General features: G+C 32.5%; 11 protein-coding genes and 1 pseudogene. All 12 read left to right on the top strand.

Translation table 11 applies throughout. From position 1 onward, the window contains the following. Positions 1-45 precede the first annotated feature (45 nt). The 12 genes and pseudogenes from ACHUFV_RS11510 to ACHUFV_RS11455 all read left to right on the top strand — a co-directional run bounded on the left by ACHUFV_RS11510 (position 46) and on the right by ACHUFV_RS11455 (position 17,104). Positions 46-867 (top strand): DUF2971 domain-containing protein, encoded by an 822-nt coding sequence (locus ACHUFV_RS11510; protein WP_394234179.1) that lies wholly within the window; start codon positions 46-48, stop codon positions 865-867. 439 nt (positions 868-1,306) lie between these two features. After that, the gene (locus tag ACHUFV_RS11505) at positions 1,307-1,696 is read left to right on the top strand and encodes a YkvA family protein (protein ID WP_394234177.1); all 390 of its coding nucleotides are present in this window, start codon (positions 1,307-1,309) and stop codon (positions 1,694-1,696) included. Positions 1,697-1,960: 264 nt separating this feature from the next. Beyond that, entirely contained in the window at positions 1,961-2,971 is a 1,011-nt protein-coding gene (locus ACHUFV_RS11500; protein ID WP_394234176.1) for an Rpn family recombination-promoting nuclease/putative transposase, read from the top strand. 230 nt (positions 2,972-3,201) lie between these two features. Then, positions 3,202-5,196, top strand: a complete 1,995-nt coding sequence (locus ACHUFV_RS11495; RefSeq protein ID WP_394234174.1) for an ATP-dependent nuclease — start codon at positions 3,202-3,204, stop codon at positions 5,194-5,196. Continuing rightward, complete coding sequence (locus ACHUFV_RS11490) at positions 5,186-6,955, top strand: UvrD-helicase domain-containing protein (protein WP_394234173.1); 1,770 nt, start codon at positions 5,186-5,188, stop codon at positions 6,953-6,955. Before ACHUFV_RS11495 ends, ACHUFV_RS11490 begins: the two co-directional genes overlap by 11 nt. Positions 6,956-7,367: 412 nt before the next feature. Next, on the top strand, positions 7,368-8,342 hold the full coding sequence (locus tag ACHUFV_RS11485) for an aldo/keto reductase (RefSeq protein ID WP_394234171.1): 975 nt from the start codon (positions 7,368-7,370) through the stop codon (positions 8,340-8,342). Positions 8,343-9,173: 831 nt separating this feature from the next. Continuing rightward, a pseudogene (locus ACHUFV_RS11480) lies at positions 9,174-10,460 on the top strand (DEAD/DEAH box helicase family protein); the annotation flags it as partial. Between the two features lie 211 nt (positions 10,461-10,671). Continuing rightward, a complete protein-coding gene (locus tag ACHUFV_RS11475) occupies positions 10,672-10,980 on the top strand; it encodes a nucleotide pyrophosphohydrolase (RefSeq protein WP_394234169.1) in 309 nt (102 codons plus the stop codon). Then, the gene (locus ACHUFV_RS11470) at positions 10,977-12,833 is read left to right on the top strand and encodes a DNA/RNA helicase domain-containing protein (RefSeq protein WP_394234167.1); all 1,857 of its coding nucleotides are present in this window, start codon (positions 10,977-10,979) and stop codon (positions 12,831-12,833) included. The genes ACHUFV_RS11475 and ACHUFV_RS11470 overlap by 4 nt, the downstream gene beginning before the upstream one ends. Positions 12,834-13,704: 871 nt before the next feature. Next, complete coding sequence (locus tag ACHUFV_RS11465; RefSeq protein ID WP_394234166.1) at positions 13,705-14,289, top strand: hypothetical protein; 585 nt, start codon at positions 13,705-13,707, stop codon at positions 14,287-14,289. Positions 14,290-14,646: 357 nt separating this feature from the next. Next, positions 14,647-15,627, top strand: a complete 981-nt coding sequence (locus ACHUFV_RS11460) for a hypothetical protein (protein ID WP_394234164.1) — start codon at positions 14,647-14,649, stop codon at positions 15,625-15,627. After that, on the top strand, positions 15,587-17,104 hold the full coding sequence (locus ACHUFV_RS11455) for a DISARM anti-phage system protein DrmE domain-containing protein (protein WP_394234162.1): 1,518 nt from the start codon (positions 15,587-15,589) through the stop codon (positions 17,102-17,104). Before ACHUFV_RS11460 ends, ACHUFV_RS11455 begins: the two co-directional genes overlap by 41 nt. Positions 17,105-17,106: the final 2 nt, after the last annotated feature.

Genomic DNA, 17,106 nt, shown 5'->3' with positions numbered 1-17,106 from the left:
GTATGAAAGAGTGACAGATAGCTTGATTCAAAAGGGGAAATGATTATGTATGAGAATATGGATAGGGATAAATGGATGAAGGAATTCACTGAGCTTTATTTCGGTAATCAACAAAATGAAGCATTTAGTCTTAAGCACCGGAACTTTCCAAAACGGCTATATAAATATCAAAGAATAACGGACCATAGTTTAGATAGCTTAGCTAAAAATGAATGGTGGTTTGCAAAAGCTGATACTTTAAATAACCCATTTGATTGTAATTCTACATATTATGATATCAACGTATTGTCGGACTACCTTAAAGATAAAATACCTTCAGAAATAATTAAACATTTTGGGTCCATAGAAAATATAGTTAATGATCTAATCACACGGTTAAGATCTTCGGTTAGGTTCACTTGTTTTTCAGAGTCATTTTCGAATATGCCAATGTGGTCACATTATGGAGAGAATCATCAGGGATTCTGCGTTGAATATGATTTTTGTGAACTACCTATAGAAAACGACTTTTCAAAGCATTTATATCCAGTTGGTTATGAAAAAAATCGATATGATATTACTAATCTATTAAAAAGGACTCTTACTGAAGGTGGAGTAGATTCTAGAGTACATCTTATACTCTTTATTATGCTTATGAAACATAGTAGTTGGGCTTATGAAAGGGAATGGAGGATTTTATTTTTTAATCGCTCACAAAATAGTGATAAGGAAAAGTCTCCAATAGTACCTAAAGCAATCTATTTTGGTCTAAATTGTTCTGAAGACAATATGGCAAAAATAAAAGAAATAGTTCCAGAGCAAACCAAATGTTACAAGCTAGAAATGAAAAATAATGAGTATTTTCATGTAAATGCTTTAGAGAAATAATTTTATTATGACTAAAAGGTGCTATCAATAATAACACCTATTTACAATCCAATATCGACAGGTGCCAGGCACTTGTCGATTATGGTAGATTTGTGATGTGAGATCAAATGTTAGGAGCCATCCGTTTTTTGGATGGCTTTTGGTGCTAAGCTTTTATTTGCTGTCCTATAGAAATATTTAAATTGTTCACCATTTTGTAAACAGGTAATCATAAATATCTGTCGAATAAAGGAATCTAACAAAATATAGAAAGGTGATGGTTTGCTTGAATGATACTCGTCCGGATTATGATCTGAGTTATTTTTGTTGTTACTGGAATGGGTTTCTTTTCTTACTGTAAGGCTTCTTTTGGAATAGAAAACATTTATAGTTTTTAAAATATAATAATGTAATGAGGTATTATAGTATTAGTGAAATATATCTAAAAAAGGGGAATATTATGAATAAGAAACAAGAATTTGAGGACTCTGGAAAACATTTTTCTGATGAAAAGTTTTGGGGGAAATTGAAGAGGTTCGCAAAAAAAGCGGGTTCTTCTGTTGTATATGCAGTATTACTATTATACTTTACTCTTCAAAAGCCTGATGTACCTGTAAAAGTTAAAGCAACTATTATTGGCGCTTTAGGGTATTTTATTTTACCAGTAGATTTGATTCCGGACGTTATGGTAGGTGTAGGATATACGGATGATTTGGGTGCTTTAGGAGTGGCTTTATTTCAAGTGGCGATGTATATAGATGAGGATGTTAAGCATAAGGCAAAAGAGAAATTAAAAGACTGGTTCGGAGATAATGTTGATACATCTGAAATTGATGAAAAGATTGGTTAATAAGCCAAATAAAAACTAGGACTCCCTAGTTTTTTCTATTTAATACTATTAGTTATTCGTTTGTATTTTAAGGAGATTAGATTGGTTTTTAGGATTCTCCATAGGTCTAGATTAAGTAACAGATATGCTGAGCAAAAAAATGGCAAAAGGCCAAAATTTCAGAAGGAGATGGGATTGTTAGAACCTTTTTAGGAGGCCGCGAACGGGAAACAGTACATCCAGCGTACCAAGCCACATCTTATAAACGATACTTACTTAATTTTAATGAATCTTTATACAATGATTCAACGATACAGCTTCATTCTTGCGCGTATCTTAACTTGGGTCGTGCCAGGCACTATCTCTGATACTCGTCCAGATTATGATCATTTGTGGAAGGATGTCATAACAGATTTATTTGAAGAATTTCTTCTCTTTTTTTTCCCTGAATTATATGAACATGTAGATTTTACCGTTCCACCTGAATTCCTCGAACAAGAACTCCATTCAATTATTCCAGAATCCCAAAGTACTAAGCGATATTCTGATAAGCTTGTAAAACTAAAATTGAAAAATGGTGAAGAACAATGGGTATTGGTACATGTCGAAGTACAAGGAGACTATAAAAAAGATTTTCCAAAACGTATGTTTCAATATTTTTACCGGGTGATGGATCTATATGATCAATATATATATGCCCTCGTTATCTTCACTTCACACAATACTTCACCAAAAATGAATGCCTTTCATTACAATTTCTTCGGCACAACTATCGATTATTTCTATAATACCTACAGAATTGCCATACAATCTGAAACTGAGCTACTAAAGTCAAACAATCCCTTTGCATTAGCTGTGTTAGCAGGACTCTATGCTATTAAAAGCAAGAAAAATCCTCATTTGAAATATAAATTCAAACGGCAATTGATGAGATTGCTTTTACAGGATAAAATGAAGGAAAAAGAAGTAAAGCGGGAATACATTCAAAAATTGTTCATATTTATTGATCATCTATTGCGTTTACCGGAGAAATCAGACGATAAATTAAATCCAGAAATAAAGTCATTGGTTGAAAGGGAGGACTTTGGAATGGGACTTTCATTTGAGGATACATCGTTTGCAAAATTCATTCGTAAAGAAGCAATGGAGGAGGGTATTGAAAAAGGCGAAAAACAAAAGGCCACCGCTATCGCGGTAAAGCTGCTTAAAAAAGGTTTTACAGTTGAAGAAGTAGCAGAGGATACTGAATTATCAGTAGAAGAGGTTAATAAGGTTAAAGAAACGATGGAAAGATAAGATATTATCTACAACCAATAGTGCAAAAATAAAATGTGCATAATTAATTATTTTAAGCCTTATTTAAATAAGGTTTTTTATTTTTATAGAGAAATTTATAGTAACATAAATAGAGAAATGCAAAATATGACAAATCCAGAATATACATATATATTTTCGGTTTCATAAGAGTACACAAATGGTTCTGGAATGTAGTATCGATTTCTTTTTAGGTAGAGGAGGATTTGAGAATGTATTTACATAGTATGAAGTTGTGGAACTGGAGGAAATTTGCTGAAGATCAAAATGGAGAGTGTGGAATTGAAATAGAATTTAACAATGGGTTAAATGTAATAGTTGGTGAAAATGATTCTGGGAAAACTGCAATAATTGATGCAATTAAGACTGTACTTTCTACAAACAATCAGGATGTGAACTGGGTAACGGAACAAGATTTTTACGAAGGTAGTACCAATATGAAGATAGAGTGTATTTTTCGATGCTTAAGTCAGAGGGAAGAAGCCTTCTTTTATGAATGGTTAACAATAGCCTCAGAAAAAACTGAGCTTAGAGTAACTATGGAAGCTGAAATTTATGAAGATATAAATAAACAGAAGAAAATCAAAAAGACTGTAAAAGCTGGTGCAGAAAATCTGGAAAGTGGGATGGAAGATATTGTTAGACAATTATTATCTGTCACATATTTAAAACCTTTAAGAGATGCAGCAGCAGAATTAAGTCCAGGAAAGCGTTCAAGAATAGCCCAAGTTGTAAAAAACTTAAGTGATTTTGCTGAAGATAGTCCTGACCAAAAGAAAATCATTGATAGTTTTGCAAATGCTTTTGATGAATTAAAGACAGTACTCAATGAGCCTGTATTAAGCAAGATTGGTTCAACTGTCGAGCATTTTTTTGAGGATAATAATAAAAAAGAACCTGAAATAAGAAGTAAAGAAATGAGTTTTGTTGAAATTCTCAGAAAGCTCGAATTGAATTTAGGGGAAGTTGGGACAGGTTTAGGAAGCTCGAATTTATTGTTTATGGCAGTAGAGCTGTTATTACTGAGCGAAGCAGAAGTTGGACCCAAAGTAGCACTTATTGAAGAAGTGGAGGCACATATACATCCACAGGCTCAGTTGCGTGTTATTAAGCATTTTGAGAAGCATACCAAAGATACAGGAATGCAATACATATTTACATCACATAGTCCCGTCCTAGCTTCTTCAATTTCACTTGAAAGCATAATCTTTGTTTACAATAAACAAGCTTATCCAATGAAAAAGGGATATACAAAATTAGATAAAGCAGATTATGAATTTTTAGAACGTTTCTTGGATGCTACGAAGGCTAACATGTTTTTTGCTCAAGGGGTTATTTTCGTTGAAGGAGATGCTGAGAATTTACTACTGCCAGCAATCTCGGAAGTAATTGGAAGACCTTTGCATAGATATGGTGTTTCAATTATTAATGTTGGTAATCTCGCTTTTAAGAGATATACATCTATTTTTCTAAGATCTGATGAAAACAAACTATTGAATTTTCCAGTATCAATTATTACGGACCTAGATTTAAAGCCTATTGAATACTTTGATGAGCCTTGTTATTTCAAGATAAATGGGGATTTGAATAGGAAGATTGCTGGATTGTACGAATATAATGAAATAAATAATGAATTAGAAAAAATATATGTTAGAGGTAAAGATTTAATAAGTAAATCAAAAACATTATATTCTGACAAAATCAAAAAAGAATTATCGGGTGAGGAACTTAAAAATAAGTTAAAAGAGATAGGGACTCAGATTTCTGAGCTTTTGAAGAACTTAGAGCCACATTTTGATGAGTATAGAGAAAAAACTGAAGTAGAGGTAAAAGAAAGATATTTTAATAATGTTGAGAAAACAAGAGTTTTTATTTCAAAACCTTGGACGTTAGAACATTCTATTGCTTTGAGTAGCTTAAGTGACGACTTTGAAAATATTCTATTGGAATGTCATTATAATCAAGAAAATAATAGATTTAATCAAAAGGATGAATGGAATGAACTAGAACAAAATTCAAGGGCTACAGATGTCTATAGATTCTTATTAGAAAAAGAGGTTTCAAAGGCAGTTGTAGCACAACAATTTGCTAAATATTTGTTAGATAATAAAGCTAGATTAAAAGAAGTATTGCTTACAGATCCATCATTAAAACATCTTATTAACGCTATTTATCATGTAACTGGAGGAGATGGCGGTGCAAATTAAAGAAAGAGACTATGAATTAGTAGAGAAAATCTTACTTGGGGACGGCCATTTTAATAGTAAACAAAGAGAATTTATTGAATTAAATGAGTCTAAAACAATTGTTGCAGGACCAGGAGCAGGAAAGACTACTGCCTTAGCTGCTAAGATAGTATTGTTACTTAAAAACCTTAAAACAATAAATAGCAAGGATGGCGTATGTATTATTACACATACTAATGTTGCTGTTAATGAAATTAATAATGTTCTAATCAAAGCTGGAATAGGTACTATTGATCATCCTCATTTTATTGGAACAATCCATGAATTTTTTAATCGTTATTGTGTTATTCCCTTCTTCAAATATAAATATAAACATAACGGATTAATATTCGATAATGAACATTATAGTGACTTAGAATATTATAGAGCCTTTCTTGCACGTAAAAATGCCTGGATGAATAAGCCGCAATATAATGGAGTAAAAGATGCTATCTCAGAAAGAATTCACAAAAGTGCATTATTTTTAAATAGAAAAGAAGGTACTTTAGATCTATATAACTCTACCAATTGGGACAAATTCGAGAGGTATAAAGCACAAATGTTAGAAGTCAAATTATCAAGAAAGAAACAAGGATTTCTAACTCATGAAGATACTTTTTTATTTTCGAGTATTTTTTTACTTGAAAGCAGATTTAAAGGAATTTTGAGGAAACGTTTTAAGTATGTTTTTCTAGATGAATTTCAAGATACAACACCAGCCGGCGCTTTATTACTAGAAGACCTTTTTGGGTCAGATAGTAATATATTTCAGAAAATCGGAGACCCATATCAAACTATTACATATAATCAACCAATGCCAGAAATTGATGAACAACAGGTTTTCAGGTTGAATATAACTAATCGTTTTGGAAACGAAATTGCGGAACATCTAAATATACTGAGGCCAAATGCAAATATCCAAACATACCCAGAAAAAAGGTCATTTTCACCTGTAATTTTATTATATAAGAATGAAGAAGAAATCTATCTTGAATATCAAAAAATCATCAGAAAGTATGAAGATAAGGATCAATCTTTTAAGGAAAGTGCAAGAGAAGACAAGGTTCTTGTTTGGGCTAGAAATTGGTCCTCTATAGTAAAAAAAGGAGTACCATATAAGGAAAAGAAACAAAAAAAATTAAAATCAGTAAATGAGATTTTAAAATCTTTAATTATAGACTTTATTGTTATAAAAATAGTGGCTGACAGAGAAAATCTCTCTGAAGCTAAGTTGTGGATTACTAATCATCGCAAACTTGTACAACTTAACGCCATATTAATTAAAATAATAAAGAATGGATTGATTGATCCTATAAAAAACGAATTAAAAGGATTCATTAATGAGCTACTGGAAGAAAAAGGTGTTGCAAGTATTAATATAAGAAATAAGATATTTAACCAACTTGAGGCGATTATGTTAAATCCACAAGACTCAGATATAATCGAGGAGAATTCAGATGATATTTTCACTATTCACTCGGTAAAAGGTGAAACTTTGAGGTCAGTACTAGTAGTGGATTTTAATGACAAACCATTAACCGATATTTTATTACATATATATGGGGTTAGTGATAATGATAACTATTTATACACCAATCATAACTTATTATATGTAGCTATGAGCAGGGTTACTCATTTATTTATTTTTACGATGCATATTGACGATTGGACTGAAAAAGTACGTGAAAAATTACAAACCAGTTGGACAATAATAGAGACGAAATCAGAAATTCTAGTTTAATTTCTAGATTAAATACATAGGGCATAAAGGATTTTTTCCTTTATGCCCTTTTATTTTGGATACAGTTTTTTAGATAAGTTTCATGTTTTTTGGGGAATTCCTCCTTGCGAATATTTCTTTATTTAATAAGGTTTTTTTTGGTTTGGTAAGGTTATATAGCAATTTAATCAAGGACTGTCATTATTAAACCATGATATAAAAATTAACGAGCCGGTTATTCAAAAAAGACGTTAAAAAATCTAACTCGACAGGTGCCAGGCACTTGTCGATTAGAAAACTCGGGTCGTGCCAGGCACTATTTCAAGCTAAATAATTGATGGAAAACATATTTTATGTTTAAATTTGTAAGACATTGAATTTTCGTACAATATTAGAATTCCATAGTTTTCATTTATAGACGAGGAGGACGATTATGAACTATCGTACAGTAGGTAAGACAGGGGTTCAAGTTTCAAATTTATGCTTCGGAACGATGTCATTTGGTGGAAACGCTGATGAAGAAACATCAAAAGCTATGTTTAAGCGCTGTCGTGAAGCAGGCATTAACTTCTTCGATACGGCTAATGTGTATAGTGATGGACTGGCCGAAGAAATTTTAGGAGAATGTATTGCTGACTGCAGGGATGAAATCATACTCACTTCTAAAGTCTATTTCCCGAGGGGAAGAGATATAAATGCGAGAGGTCTGTCTCGCCGTCATATCATTCGTGAAGTTGAAAACAGCTTACGGCGCTTAAAAACAGATCGTATTGATTTTTACTTTGTACATATGTTTGATGAGAATACACCAATAGAAGAAACTTTGCGTGCCCTTGACCATCTTCAGGCTCAAGGGAAAATTCTATATCCTGCCGTTAGCAACTGGGCAGCCTGGCAAATAGCCAAAGCATTAGGGATTTCTGCAAAAGAGCAGCTTGCTCGTTTTGAATTAATCCAGCCAATGTATAACCTGGTTAAACGACAAGCTGAAGTCGAGATATTACCTCTTGCTGTATCCGAACAAATGGGAGTCATTCCGTATAGTCCTTTAGGCGCTGGGCTTCTTACCGGAAAATACGGGGTGAATAAACGACCTGAGCAAGGTAGAATTGTTGAAGAAAAAAGATATACAGATCGTTATGCAGATGAAATGCATTATGTTGTGGCCGACCGATTTACTGCATATGCTTCCGAACAGGGCATTCATCCAGCAACACTTGCCGTTTCATGGGTCATGTCAAATCCAGCAATAACAGCACCGATTATCGGGGCAAGAAATGTAGAGCAGCTTGAATATTCACTTGCTGCCGTTGATGTGAAGATGACACCAGAATGGCGCAATGAAATTTCCTCCCTCTCAATTGCTCCTGCACCGGCTACAGACCGTGCTGAAATGCTCTTTCAATAAAGTCGACAGGCACCATCCATTTTCTAGATGGTGCCTGGTTAATGTTAATCCTCTATCCAATTGTCAAAATGCTCAATACAAACTTGTCATAGACCGCTTTACTTAGTAATGAGTCCATTCATGTCATATGTATGGATTGTCTCCTCTAATTCAATATTCTTCGGATTTGGATTGTATATGAATCTCCATTAAGCCGTCCCGCCCTAAATTGGCATCAAAAATGATTTATCCTTTTACATCTATATGATTTATCGATAATACTAAATTAGACAAGATAAAATTCCCTTATTTTAAATAAAAACCAAAATAACCTATTATATTAGCATTGATCAAATTAGCATAAGGGTATCAGTCACCATCGTTTTAGGTCGAACAGACATAGTAATTTGGTTACCGATTCGTGCGGACAAAAAAAACATAAATAAAGTAAGGTAAGAGATTGATGATAGTAAGATAGTAGTAAAAACTCAGTGCAAAATAGGTGGAGGGAGCCTATGGTCCTTTTAGAAGATTACTTTGTGATTTTTTGTTAATTATCTATTATTTGGGATGTTCTTGAAAATAAAATTTCTTTGAATATGACCATATGTTCCTAAATAACTAACATCCAAAGCCTCTTTAGCCAATTCATTTACCTCATCTTACATACTTTTCAAATCACCTTTATTAAACCTCCTTAAATGGATTTGGAGGTTTTTTACTGTTTTTTTTCGTCAATTAACAAAGAAGACCTGGAATTTTCCTAAAAATGGTATGATAAAACCATAACAGACCAACATATTAAATAACTTTATATCTGAAAAACCACAGAAAACGAAAAGAGGAATCCAAATGGTTCAGCAAGGTATCTACGAGCAAATCATCAATCAAAAATTAAAAACTGAACTGGCTGCGTTAGACCCTAGCTTTGATATTGGGATCGAACCAATCGACGTAGAAGAAGCCCGGAAATTACTATCTTCCTATATATCATTGATTACACGAAAAGCATTAAAGTTTGTCCGAGAAAATCAGAACGATGACAAAGAAGCCCTTCAAAAGCAAATCAAAACCTGTAATCAAATCATATCAATGTTAAGTGAAGAGTTAGACGAAGAGGAATTTAATACACTCACTATTGCGGAAGAAGGTGAACTATTAACGCATCTTTATTCCAAAATCAACTCGGTTAAGAGCATTGCAAAAGCAGAAGTGATTCGACCCGTAACACCCATGTCCGAAAGCTCACTTTTTACAGGTTCACATTACGAGCCCAATATGATGGGAGAACTGAAAAAGGAGATCCTCTCCTCAGATTCTATCGACATACTGGTGTCCTTCATTAAATGGAGCGGACTGCGCTGTATTATCGAGGAGCTTGAAGCCTTCACAAATAGAGGCGGACAATTACGAGATCACCACCTCTTATATGGAAGCAACTGATTACAAGGCCATTCATGAATTAAGTAAGCTATCAAATACTAGCATCAAGATTTCCTATGACGTTGAAAGAACTCGTCTGCATGCAAAGGCGTATATTTTCAAAAGAGATACGGGCTTTAGTACGGCATACATAGGATCCAGCGCTTACATCTGGCTTAGAATGGAACATAAAAGTTACGGAAAAGGATTCATTTGATGTGATGAGGAAATGCGAAGCAACCTTTGATAGCTATTGGAATGATCGAGAATTCATGCAGTATGAGGGTGAGAAGGAGGAGGACCAACGTCGTCTAAAGCTCGCCTTATCGAAAAAAGAATCGAAAAGTGATCAAGACTATCATTTTATATTTGATATTCAGCCCTATTTCTATCAAAAAGAAATACTAGAAAAGCTGCAGGTAGAAAGAGAAGTATACGGACGAACGAAAAACCTATTAGTGACCGCCACAGGAGTAGGGAAAACGGTAATTTCGGCCTTTGATTATAAACGGTATCGTCTCCATAGCAAAAATTCAGCCAGGCTTTTGTTTGTCGCCCACAGAGAGGAATTTATTTATTAGCATTCAAAGCTTTAACAGCAAGAAGCTATATGAACACACTTCAGAGGATTTCTATGATTTTATCATTGTGGATGAATTTCATAAACTCGGGTCGTGCCAGGCACTATCTCTAACAAATCTATATTTTCAACAGATAGATGCCCTCACTTTCTTCACTTCACACACTACTTCACCAAACCCTTCATTACAATTTCTTCTGCTGAAACAAGTATGGTTGTTTTTTTGGAAAGCTATTGGGCTCAAAAACCATACCCTTCACGAAAAAAGTAATTATTAACCAAATCAGTGTTAAAATAAGGGAAGAGATTATAATAACTATTGTTAATCATTTAGCAGGAGATGTATCTATGGAAAAAATACGCCAAAAAATATTAGAATTCCGGGATCAAAGAGACTGGAAAAAGTACCACCATGAAAAAGATTTAGCTATTTCTATCTCGTTGGAAGCGAATGAGTTACTTGAAAACTTTCAATGGAGAAGTAGTGAGGATGCAGTTGCTGATTCAAAACAGAATATAAAGGAAGAGATGGCTGATATTTTAATATATCTGGTTCAAATGGCTGATAAAATGGATGTAGACCTTGAAGAGGAGGTCTATAGTAAACTTGAGAAAAATGCAAAAAAATACCCAGTGAAAGTTGGGGAACAACAATGATTATTTATAATGAGACTTCATCTAACTTTTTAAATCATGTTTATGAAAGTAATATTGCGTATGTGTTAAAAGAGAAAGTATATCAGAAAATGAATAAAACAATTTCAGCAAGTGAATTACGCTCTTGGGAAAATTCTCTCCCTCAGATGGCGAAGATTTTACGTGACGCTGATATAAAGAATGATCCACACGTTTTACTTGAGTATAAGCTGCCTTCTACTGAAAAAAGAATCGATTTTATTGTAACGGGTCAAGATGAGGATGGGAAAAATAATGCCGTCATTATTGAATTGAAGCAATGGCAAAAGGCCAAAACTTCAGAAGGAGATGGCATCGTTAGAACCTTTTTAGGAGGCCGCGAACGGGAAACAGTACATCCAGCGTACCAAGCCACGTCTTATAAACGATACTTACTTAATTTTAATGAATCTTTATACAATGATTCAACTATACAGCTTCATTCTTGCGCGTATCTTCATAACTACATAAAAGCTAAAAATGAAGAACCATTATTACATGAAAGTTATAGTGATTATCTAAAAGAGTCACCACTGTTTTTCCAATTTGACGATAGAGAATTAGCTAAAAGCATTAAAAAAATGGTTGCCAATGGAAATGGGAAAGATATCGCTGAGACAATTGAAAATGGGAAAATTCGACCATCAAAAAAATTGGTAGAAACGGTAAGTTCTCTTATTGAAGGAAACGAGGAATTTGTTCTACTAGATGAACAAAAGGTAGCTTACGAAAAAGTAGTTAGTATATTTAATAAATACAAAGCCCAAACAAATCAAAAGCATGTAGTTCTGATAAAAGGCGGTCCTGGTACAGGAAAATCAGTTATAGGATTAAATCTTATGAGCTACATGCTAAAGAGCAAGGCCTATGTTGAATATATTACGCCAAATCAGGCTTTTCGAGAGGTATTACGGAAGAAATTAATTGGGTCTTCTGGACATGTTGAAGTTAGAAATTTATTTAAGGGTTCAGCTTCATATGTTGACACACCTGAAGGTTATTTTGATGTTTTGATTTGTGATGAAGCCCATCGATTAAAAGAGCAAGGACATATGAAAAAGAAAATACCTGGGGAAAATCAGGCTACTCAAATTATCAGGTCATCACGAATAAGTGTGTTTTTTGTAGATGATTTTCAAAAAATTTCTAAAAAGGACATTGGAAGCGTTGATCTATTAAAAGAAGAAGCTAGTAAACAAGGAGCAGAGATTCATGAATTAGAATTAGACTCACAATTCCGGTGTTCCGGTTCTGGTAACTATATTGAATGGTTGGAGAGTATTTTTAACGAAAATAAAAACAATCTATTACTTGAAGGAGATTTCGATTTTAAGGTATTTTCAAGTCCGCATGAGTTAAAAGAGGAAATCGTTGATCGCCTCGATGGTAGATTATTAGCTGGCTATGCATGGGATTGGACAAAGGATGCTAAAGACGGAAAATTAGCAGATGATGTTGTCATAGAGGAGCATCAATTTGCCTTACCATGGAATGATCCTAATCGAATTGATTGGGCCATTCACCCGGAGTGTGCAAATCAAATAGGTTGTATTCATACAGTACAGGGATTAGAGATGGAATATGTTGGGGTCATTATCGGGAAAGACCTGGGATATAATGAAAAGACCAAATCACTAATTGTTCGAAGAGAAGAGTTTAAAGACAAAGGAGCTAGACCTGCTAAGCCAAAAAAAGGCCAAAAAGATCCGCTTGAAGAACTTGTTCGAAATACATATAAAACGTTAATGACTAGAGGAATGAAAGGCTGCTACGTTTATTGTCATGATAAAGAGTTGGAGAAATATCTAAGGGAGAGAAGCCAGCAGCTAAATTAATATGAAAAATGCGAGAATACTGAAAATAAAACATCTTATGTAAACTAACCATTAAATCGAGATAGAAAAGTAAAAAACACATGAGTTAAGGTTCATGTGTTTTTTTCTGATGAGGAAGTGGAAAAATACTCAGGTATATCGATGGATGAGGTAACGAGGGGTAGAGAAAGGTTAGAACAGTAAAAGGCTCGATACGAATAATATGTAAAGATTCGATTACAAAGAAGGAGAATCGGTTTCCTACACTATTAATTAGAGGGTTAGAATATAAACTCCTTTAACATTTATGATATTTGTTATCTTTTTTCCACCAATCCATAAAGAAGTCCGATGAAATTGTAAAAAATGATATGATTTAACTATTTCAGATTAACATAACAAACATACACGAATTTGTACCACGAATAGAGGAATTCAAATGGCTCAGCAAGGTATCTACTACAAGAAAGCCCTTCAAACGTAGGTCAAGACCTGTAATCAAATTATTTTGTAGCTGAGCCAAAAGCTAGACGAAGAGGAATTCGGATTCACTCACCTTAAAGCTCGCTTTATCGAAAAATGATCAGGAGTGTCATTTTATATTTGATATTCAACTCTATTTTTATCAAAAAGAAATACTAGAGAAGTTACAAGTGGAAAGAGAAGTATATGGATGAACTAAAAAATATTAGTGGCTGTACAAGTTTAGGAAAAATGGAAATATTGGTTATTACTGAAATATCTTCATAATGATAATATATTAAAAAGGCACCTAGACCACGATTAGAACATTTAAGTTGTTATGGGAGTATGGTCATTTGACAGTGAAAAAATTTTTGCGAGGATCTTAAGTTCCAAGAATATTAAACTGTAAATTAAATTAACCATAAAATTGGATATATTTATTGCTTTAACTGAATATAAATGGAGTAAAATATTAGGTTCTTCAACTGTCAAGAGCAAAAATGAAAGTGAGTTGAAAAAATTGAGAACAAATATAAAATTACAGGAAGCAAAAGAATTATTTTGGAAAATTAGTAGCATGCTAAATGAAATTAAATTATATGTTTCTGAAACAGAATTAGGTAAGAACAAAGCCCATGACAATGCAGTAACAATCTATGTACCTTGCGATACTTCAAGTGCATTTGGTTCTATACAATATTATGGGGGACAAAATCTCTTTAATAAAAGTTATGTTAAAAATGTTGAACTTCGGTTTTATTTTAAATTCTTAAAGGACAAACCAGAACTATATTCAAGCGTAAATCAAAAAAATATATTTCGTGTTGAGGATGGGAAAATATATTTAAAATACCAATTTACTAGTAAACATAGTGAACGTGAAATAATAGATTTCATTGATGAATTAACTAATAAAATACAACAAGCTTTATATGTTATGTATGGGTTGAAATATGCTAATTTAGAGAGTGTTAAACTTTCAGAGAGGATAAAATTACTACCTAAATTATGATATTCAATGTAACCTTCGATACAATTTTGAGGGTTATTTTTTTTAGCAAATTCCTAGAGCTCTTACCATATCTCCGTGTGCAACTATTTAATTTTTAATATTCTATCCTCTCGAGAAAATTATACTTAGACCCTATTTTATATTTTTTGCAGCATTTCCACTCTTAAGATATCTACCTTTTTTAAATTTTCCAACAAATTTCTTAGAGTTTACAATACTTTTTTATTAAGTTTTAACAATCCCAATAATAGGATGGATAAATGATATAATACATATATATATAAACTATAAAGGTCCTTATAATAATGGCGGTTGAGAGGAAAGAAGAAGGATATTATATATGGGGATGAAATATTTATGTCTTTAAATAAATGGAAATATAAAAACCCAAAAAATCATTTTGAATACTTGGAAAATTGGATGCAGTTTTCAATAGGATTAGCAAACTATGTAAAACAAGTAAACCTACCTATAAAATTATATATATCCGTACCATCTAATCTTCTGTTCTCCTATTTTTTTGTATTTGGAGCTATTGATTATGATTTCAGGAATGTATCTAAAGAAGCATTATTAGGGAAGTATCTTAGTTTAAAAAAAGGTCAAAGGATTCTTTACAAAAGTGGAAATCAATGGGTGGCCCATTCAGTTATAGAAGTAAGCAAAATTCCCAATGCTGAAATGAAAGCCATAGTGGTAAAAGATCGATTAAACGGTATTACCTATATACCACAAACAAGATGGTTTAATTATGTAAGAATCCATGACAATGAAGTAACCGAAGTTAGAAACATCAGAAGAGTAAGTAATGTAGAAAATATATCTGATAATATCAAATTTAAAAGTTTATATTCTGATTATAATCTTAATTTGTTAATGATGCAAAATATTCCAAGAACATATTTATACACTAATAAAAAAGAATGGACAGATAATATATCTATCATTGAACTAAAAATAAATGAGACACCAGTACAATTAGACGAACTCTTGTTTGATGGCACGGAGGGTAGCTTTAAAAATTTTTCATTTATACAACAAAATAACTTTCCACTTCTTCCTAATGAATCAACGATAATATTTGTAGGAAGTAGCAGGTCACTAAGGAAGATGGATCAATTTAAGCAACAAAAGTGTATTTTTATTATTGATCAACATGAGTCAAATGAAAAAATTGAAGAGCTTCAAATGAAAATTGAACAAGAGTTTTTAATGGAGAAAGGTCAATCTTTGAATAAAGATATTCTGGAGTTCATGGATAACAATCAAATTATGATCCCAAAAGGAGTCGAGATCTTTGCATGGTTATCGAAGAGCAAATTTGGATCTAGCAAATAAATTTTATTCCTCTCAAGTAAAGGTAGAATTTGTAAAGATTAAAGAGGATCGTATAGAGCAACTAATGTACGCATTGAAAGAATTGAAGGATGAAGTTAAGGCTTATTATGAACATGATCAACTTTTGTTAGATGAAACCGAGGTATTCATCAAAGTATGTCGCAAAGTAGTTGGTACTTTATGTAGCTATAGCACTTATTTTAAAGAGAATAATGATTTAATCGTGAAGTACTTTACTTTAACAAAGAAACGAATTTATAACGACTTATTTAAAAAAAATATACAACCTATTATTGATTTGATAATGGTATTACGGAAACAGCCAAATAATGCCTATATTGAAACATTATTGAAGTTAATTAAAGAGAAGCATCTTTCTGCGAAAAACACCTATATTTTAACTAAGTATAAATTGTCAAGTGAATATATTGAATTTAATGGCACTATGTATAAAGCAATGAAAGATAAAGAATTTGTTGATTTAGGAATTTTTTCAGACGTAGTTATATTTATAGGTACTCCCAGTTATTTTGACAGCAAATTTTCTACAATATTTTATGCCAATCAAACTATATTTTTAGGATATTCCTGTTTCGAAAATCGTCTAGTAAAAAAGAGACATTTTTTGGACGTAATTAATCATGATTATCTTATAAATTCGATCTATAAAAATGTTAACTATGATAAAGGGTTTTCGGGATTAGATTTTAAAGAAACCTTTTCGAAAGGAATAATTAAAAAATCAGAAAAAGATTTAATTAGCCAGTTTGAAAACAATCAAAATGTCTCTCTAGAAGAAAAGGTAGAGGTGAAATTAGCAACTATTTCTCACAATAATTTCATTTTCTTGCCTCTTAGACAAAAAGTAAATGTTATTGATAGAGATTCTCTAAAGGTTACCCAAGAGAAAGTAAAAGATTTAAGAATAGGGGACTTATTAATATTCCGAGAGCAAAATGCGTCAAATTTAGTTCGTGAAGAAGCAGACAATATAATGGGTATTAACTCAGATAAATATCGAGAGAGCCTAGAAAAATGGAAGACAAGGTTACGCATCAATGTGGAAAGAAAAGGGATTGAGAAGGTTGCTAAAATTTTAATGCAACGTTATGGAATTTCAGTTGCTAAAGAAAATAATATTAAAAATTGGATGGGTAATCACTCTATTAAGCCTTCTTGTTTAAATCAGCTATTAATGGCTTTTAAGTTTGATAGGGAGGAGATAACAGAAATAATAAATGCAGCTACTGAAATTCTTAGTGCACATATTTCAGCCGGTCATCATATCTCCCACTCCCTAATGGATGAGTTGGATAAGGATCTGGAAAATGTGATTAATGAGAATGGATTTTATAAATTTGAATCGAAAAAGTTTAAAGGAGCGTATTTTAATATTGTAGAAATAAAAAGGATTACGAATGAAACATATTTTATTCCAGAAAATGAAACATTGAAGATTATTAAAGGTGAGGTGTAGAC

Origin of the sequence: Niallia oryzisoli (assembly GCF_043641075.1) — a bacterium.
GTDB classification, from domain to species: Bacteria; Bacillota; Bacilli; order Bacillales; family Cytobacillaceae; genus Bacillus_BD; species Bacillus_BD oryzisoli_A.
The sequence above is the reverse complement of the archived record's forward strand: the minus strand, read 5'-3'. Positions and strand labels throughout refer to the sequence as shown.

Excerpts from the sequence above, each read along its gene's own strand:
- ACHUFV_RS11475 (WP_394234169.1), top strand. The coding sequence starts at position 10,672 with ATGGAAAAAATACGCCAAAAAATATTAGAATTCCGGGATCAAAGAGAC.
- ACHUFV_RS11505 (WP_394234177.1), top strand. The coding sequence starts at position 1,307 with ATGAATAAGAAACAAGAATTTGAGGACTCTGGAAAACATTTTTCTGAT.
- ACHUFV_RS11510 (WP_394234179.1), top strand. The coding sequence starts at position 46 with ATGTATGAGAATATGGATAGGGATAAATGGATGAAGGAATTCACTGAG.
- ACHUFV_RS11485 (WP_394234171.1), top strand. The coding sequence starts at position 7,368 with ATGAACTATCGTACAGTAGGTAAGACAGGGGTTCAAGTTTCAAATTTA.
- ACHUFV_RS11470 (WP_394234167.1), top strand. The coding sequence starts at position 10,977 with ATGATTATTTATAATGAGACTTCATCTAACTTTTTAAATCATGTTTAT.
- ACHUFV_RS11460 (WP_394234164.1), top strand. The coding sequence starts at position 14,647 with ATGTCTTTAAATAAATGGAAATATAAAAACCCAAAAAATCATTTTGAA.
- ACHUFV_RS11500 (WP_394234176.1), top strand. The coding sequence starts at position 1,961 with ATGAATCTTTATACAATGATTCAACGATACAGCTTCATTCTTGCGCGT.
- ACHUFV_RS11495 (WP_394234174.1), top strand. The coding sequence starts at position 3,202 with ATGTATTTACATAGTATGAAGTTGTGGAACTGGAGGAAATTTGCTGAA.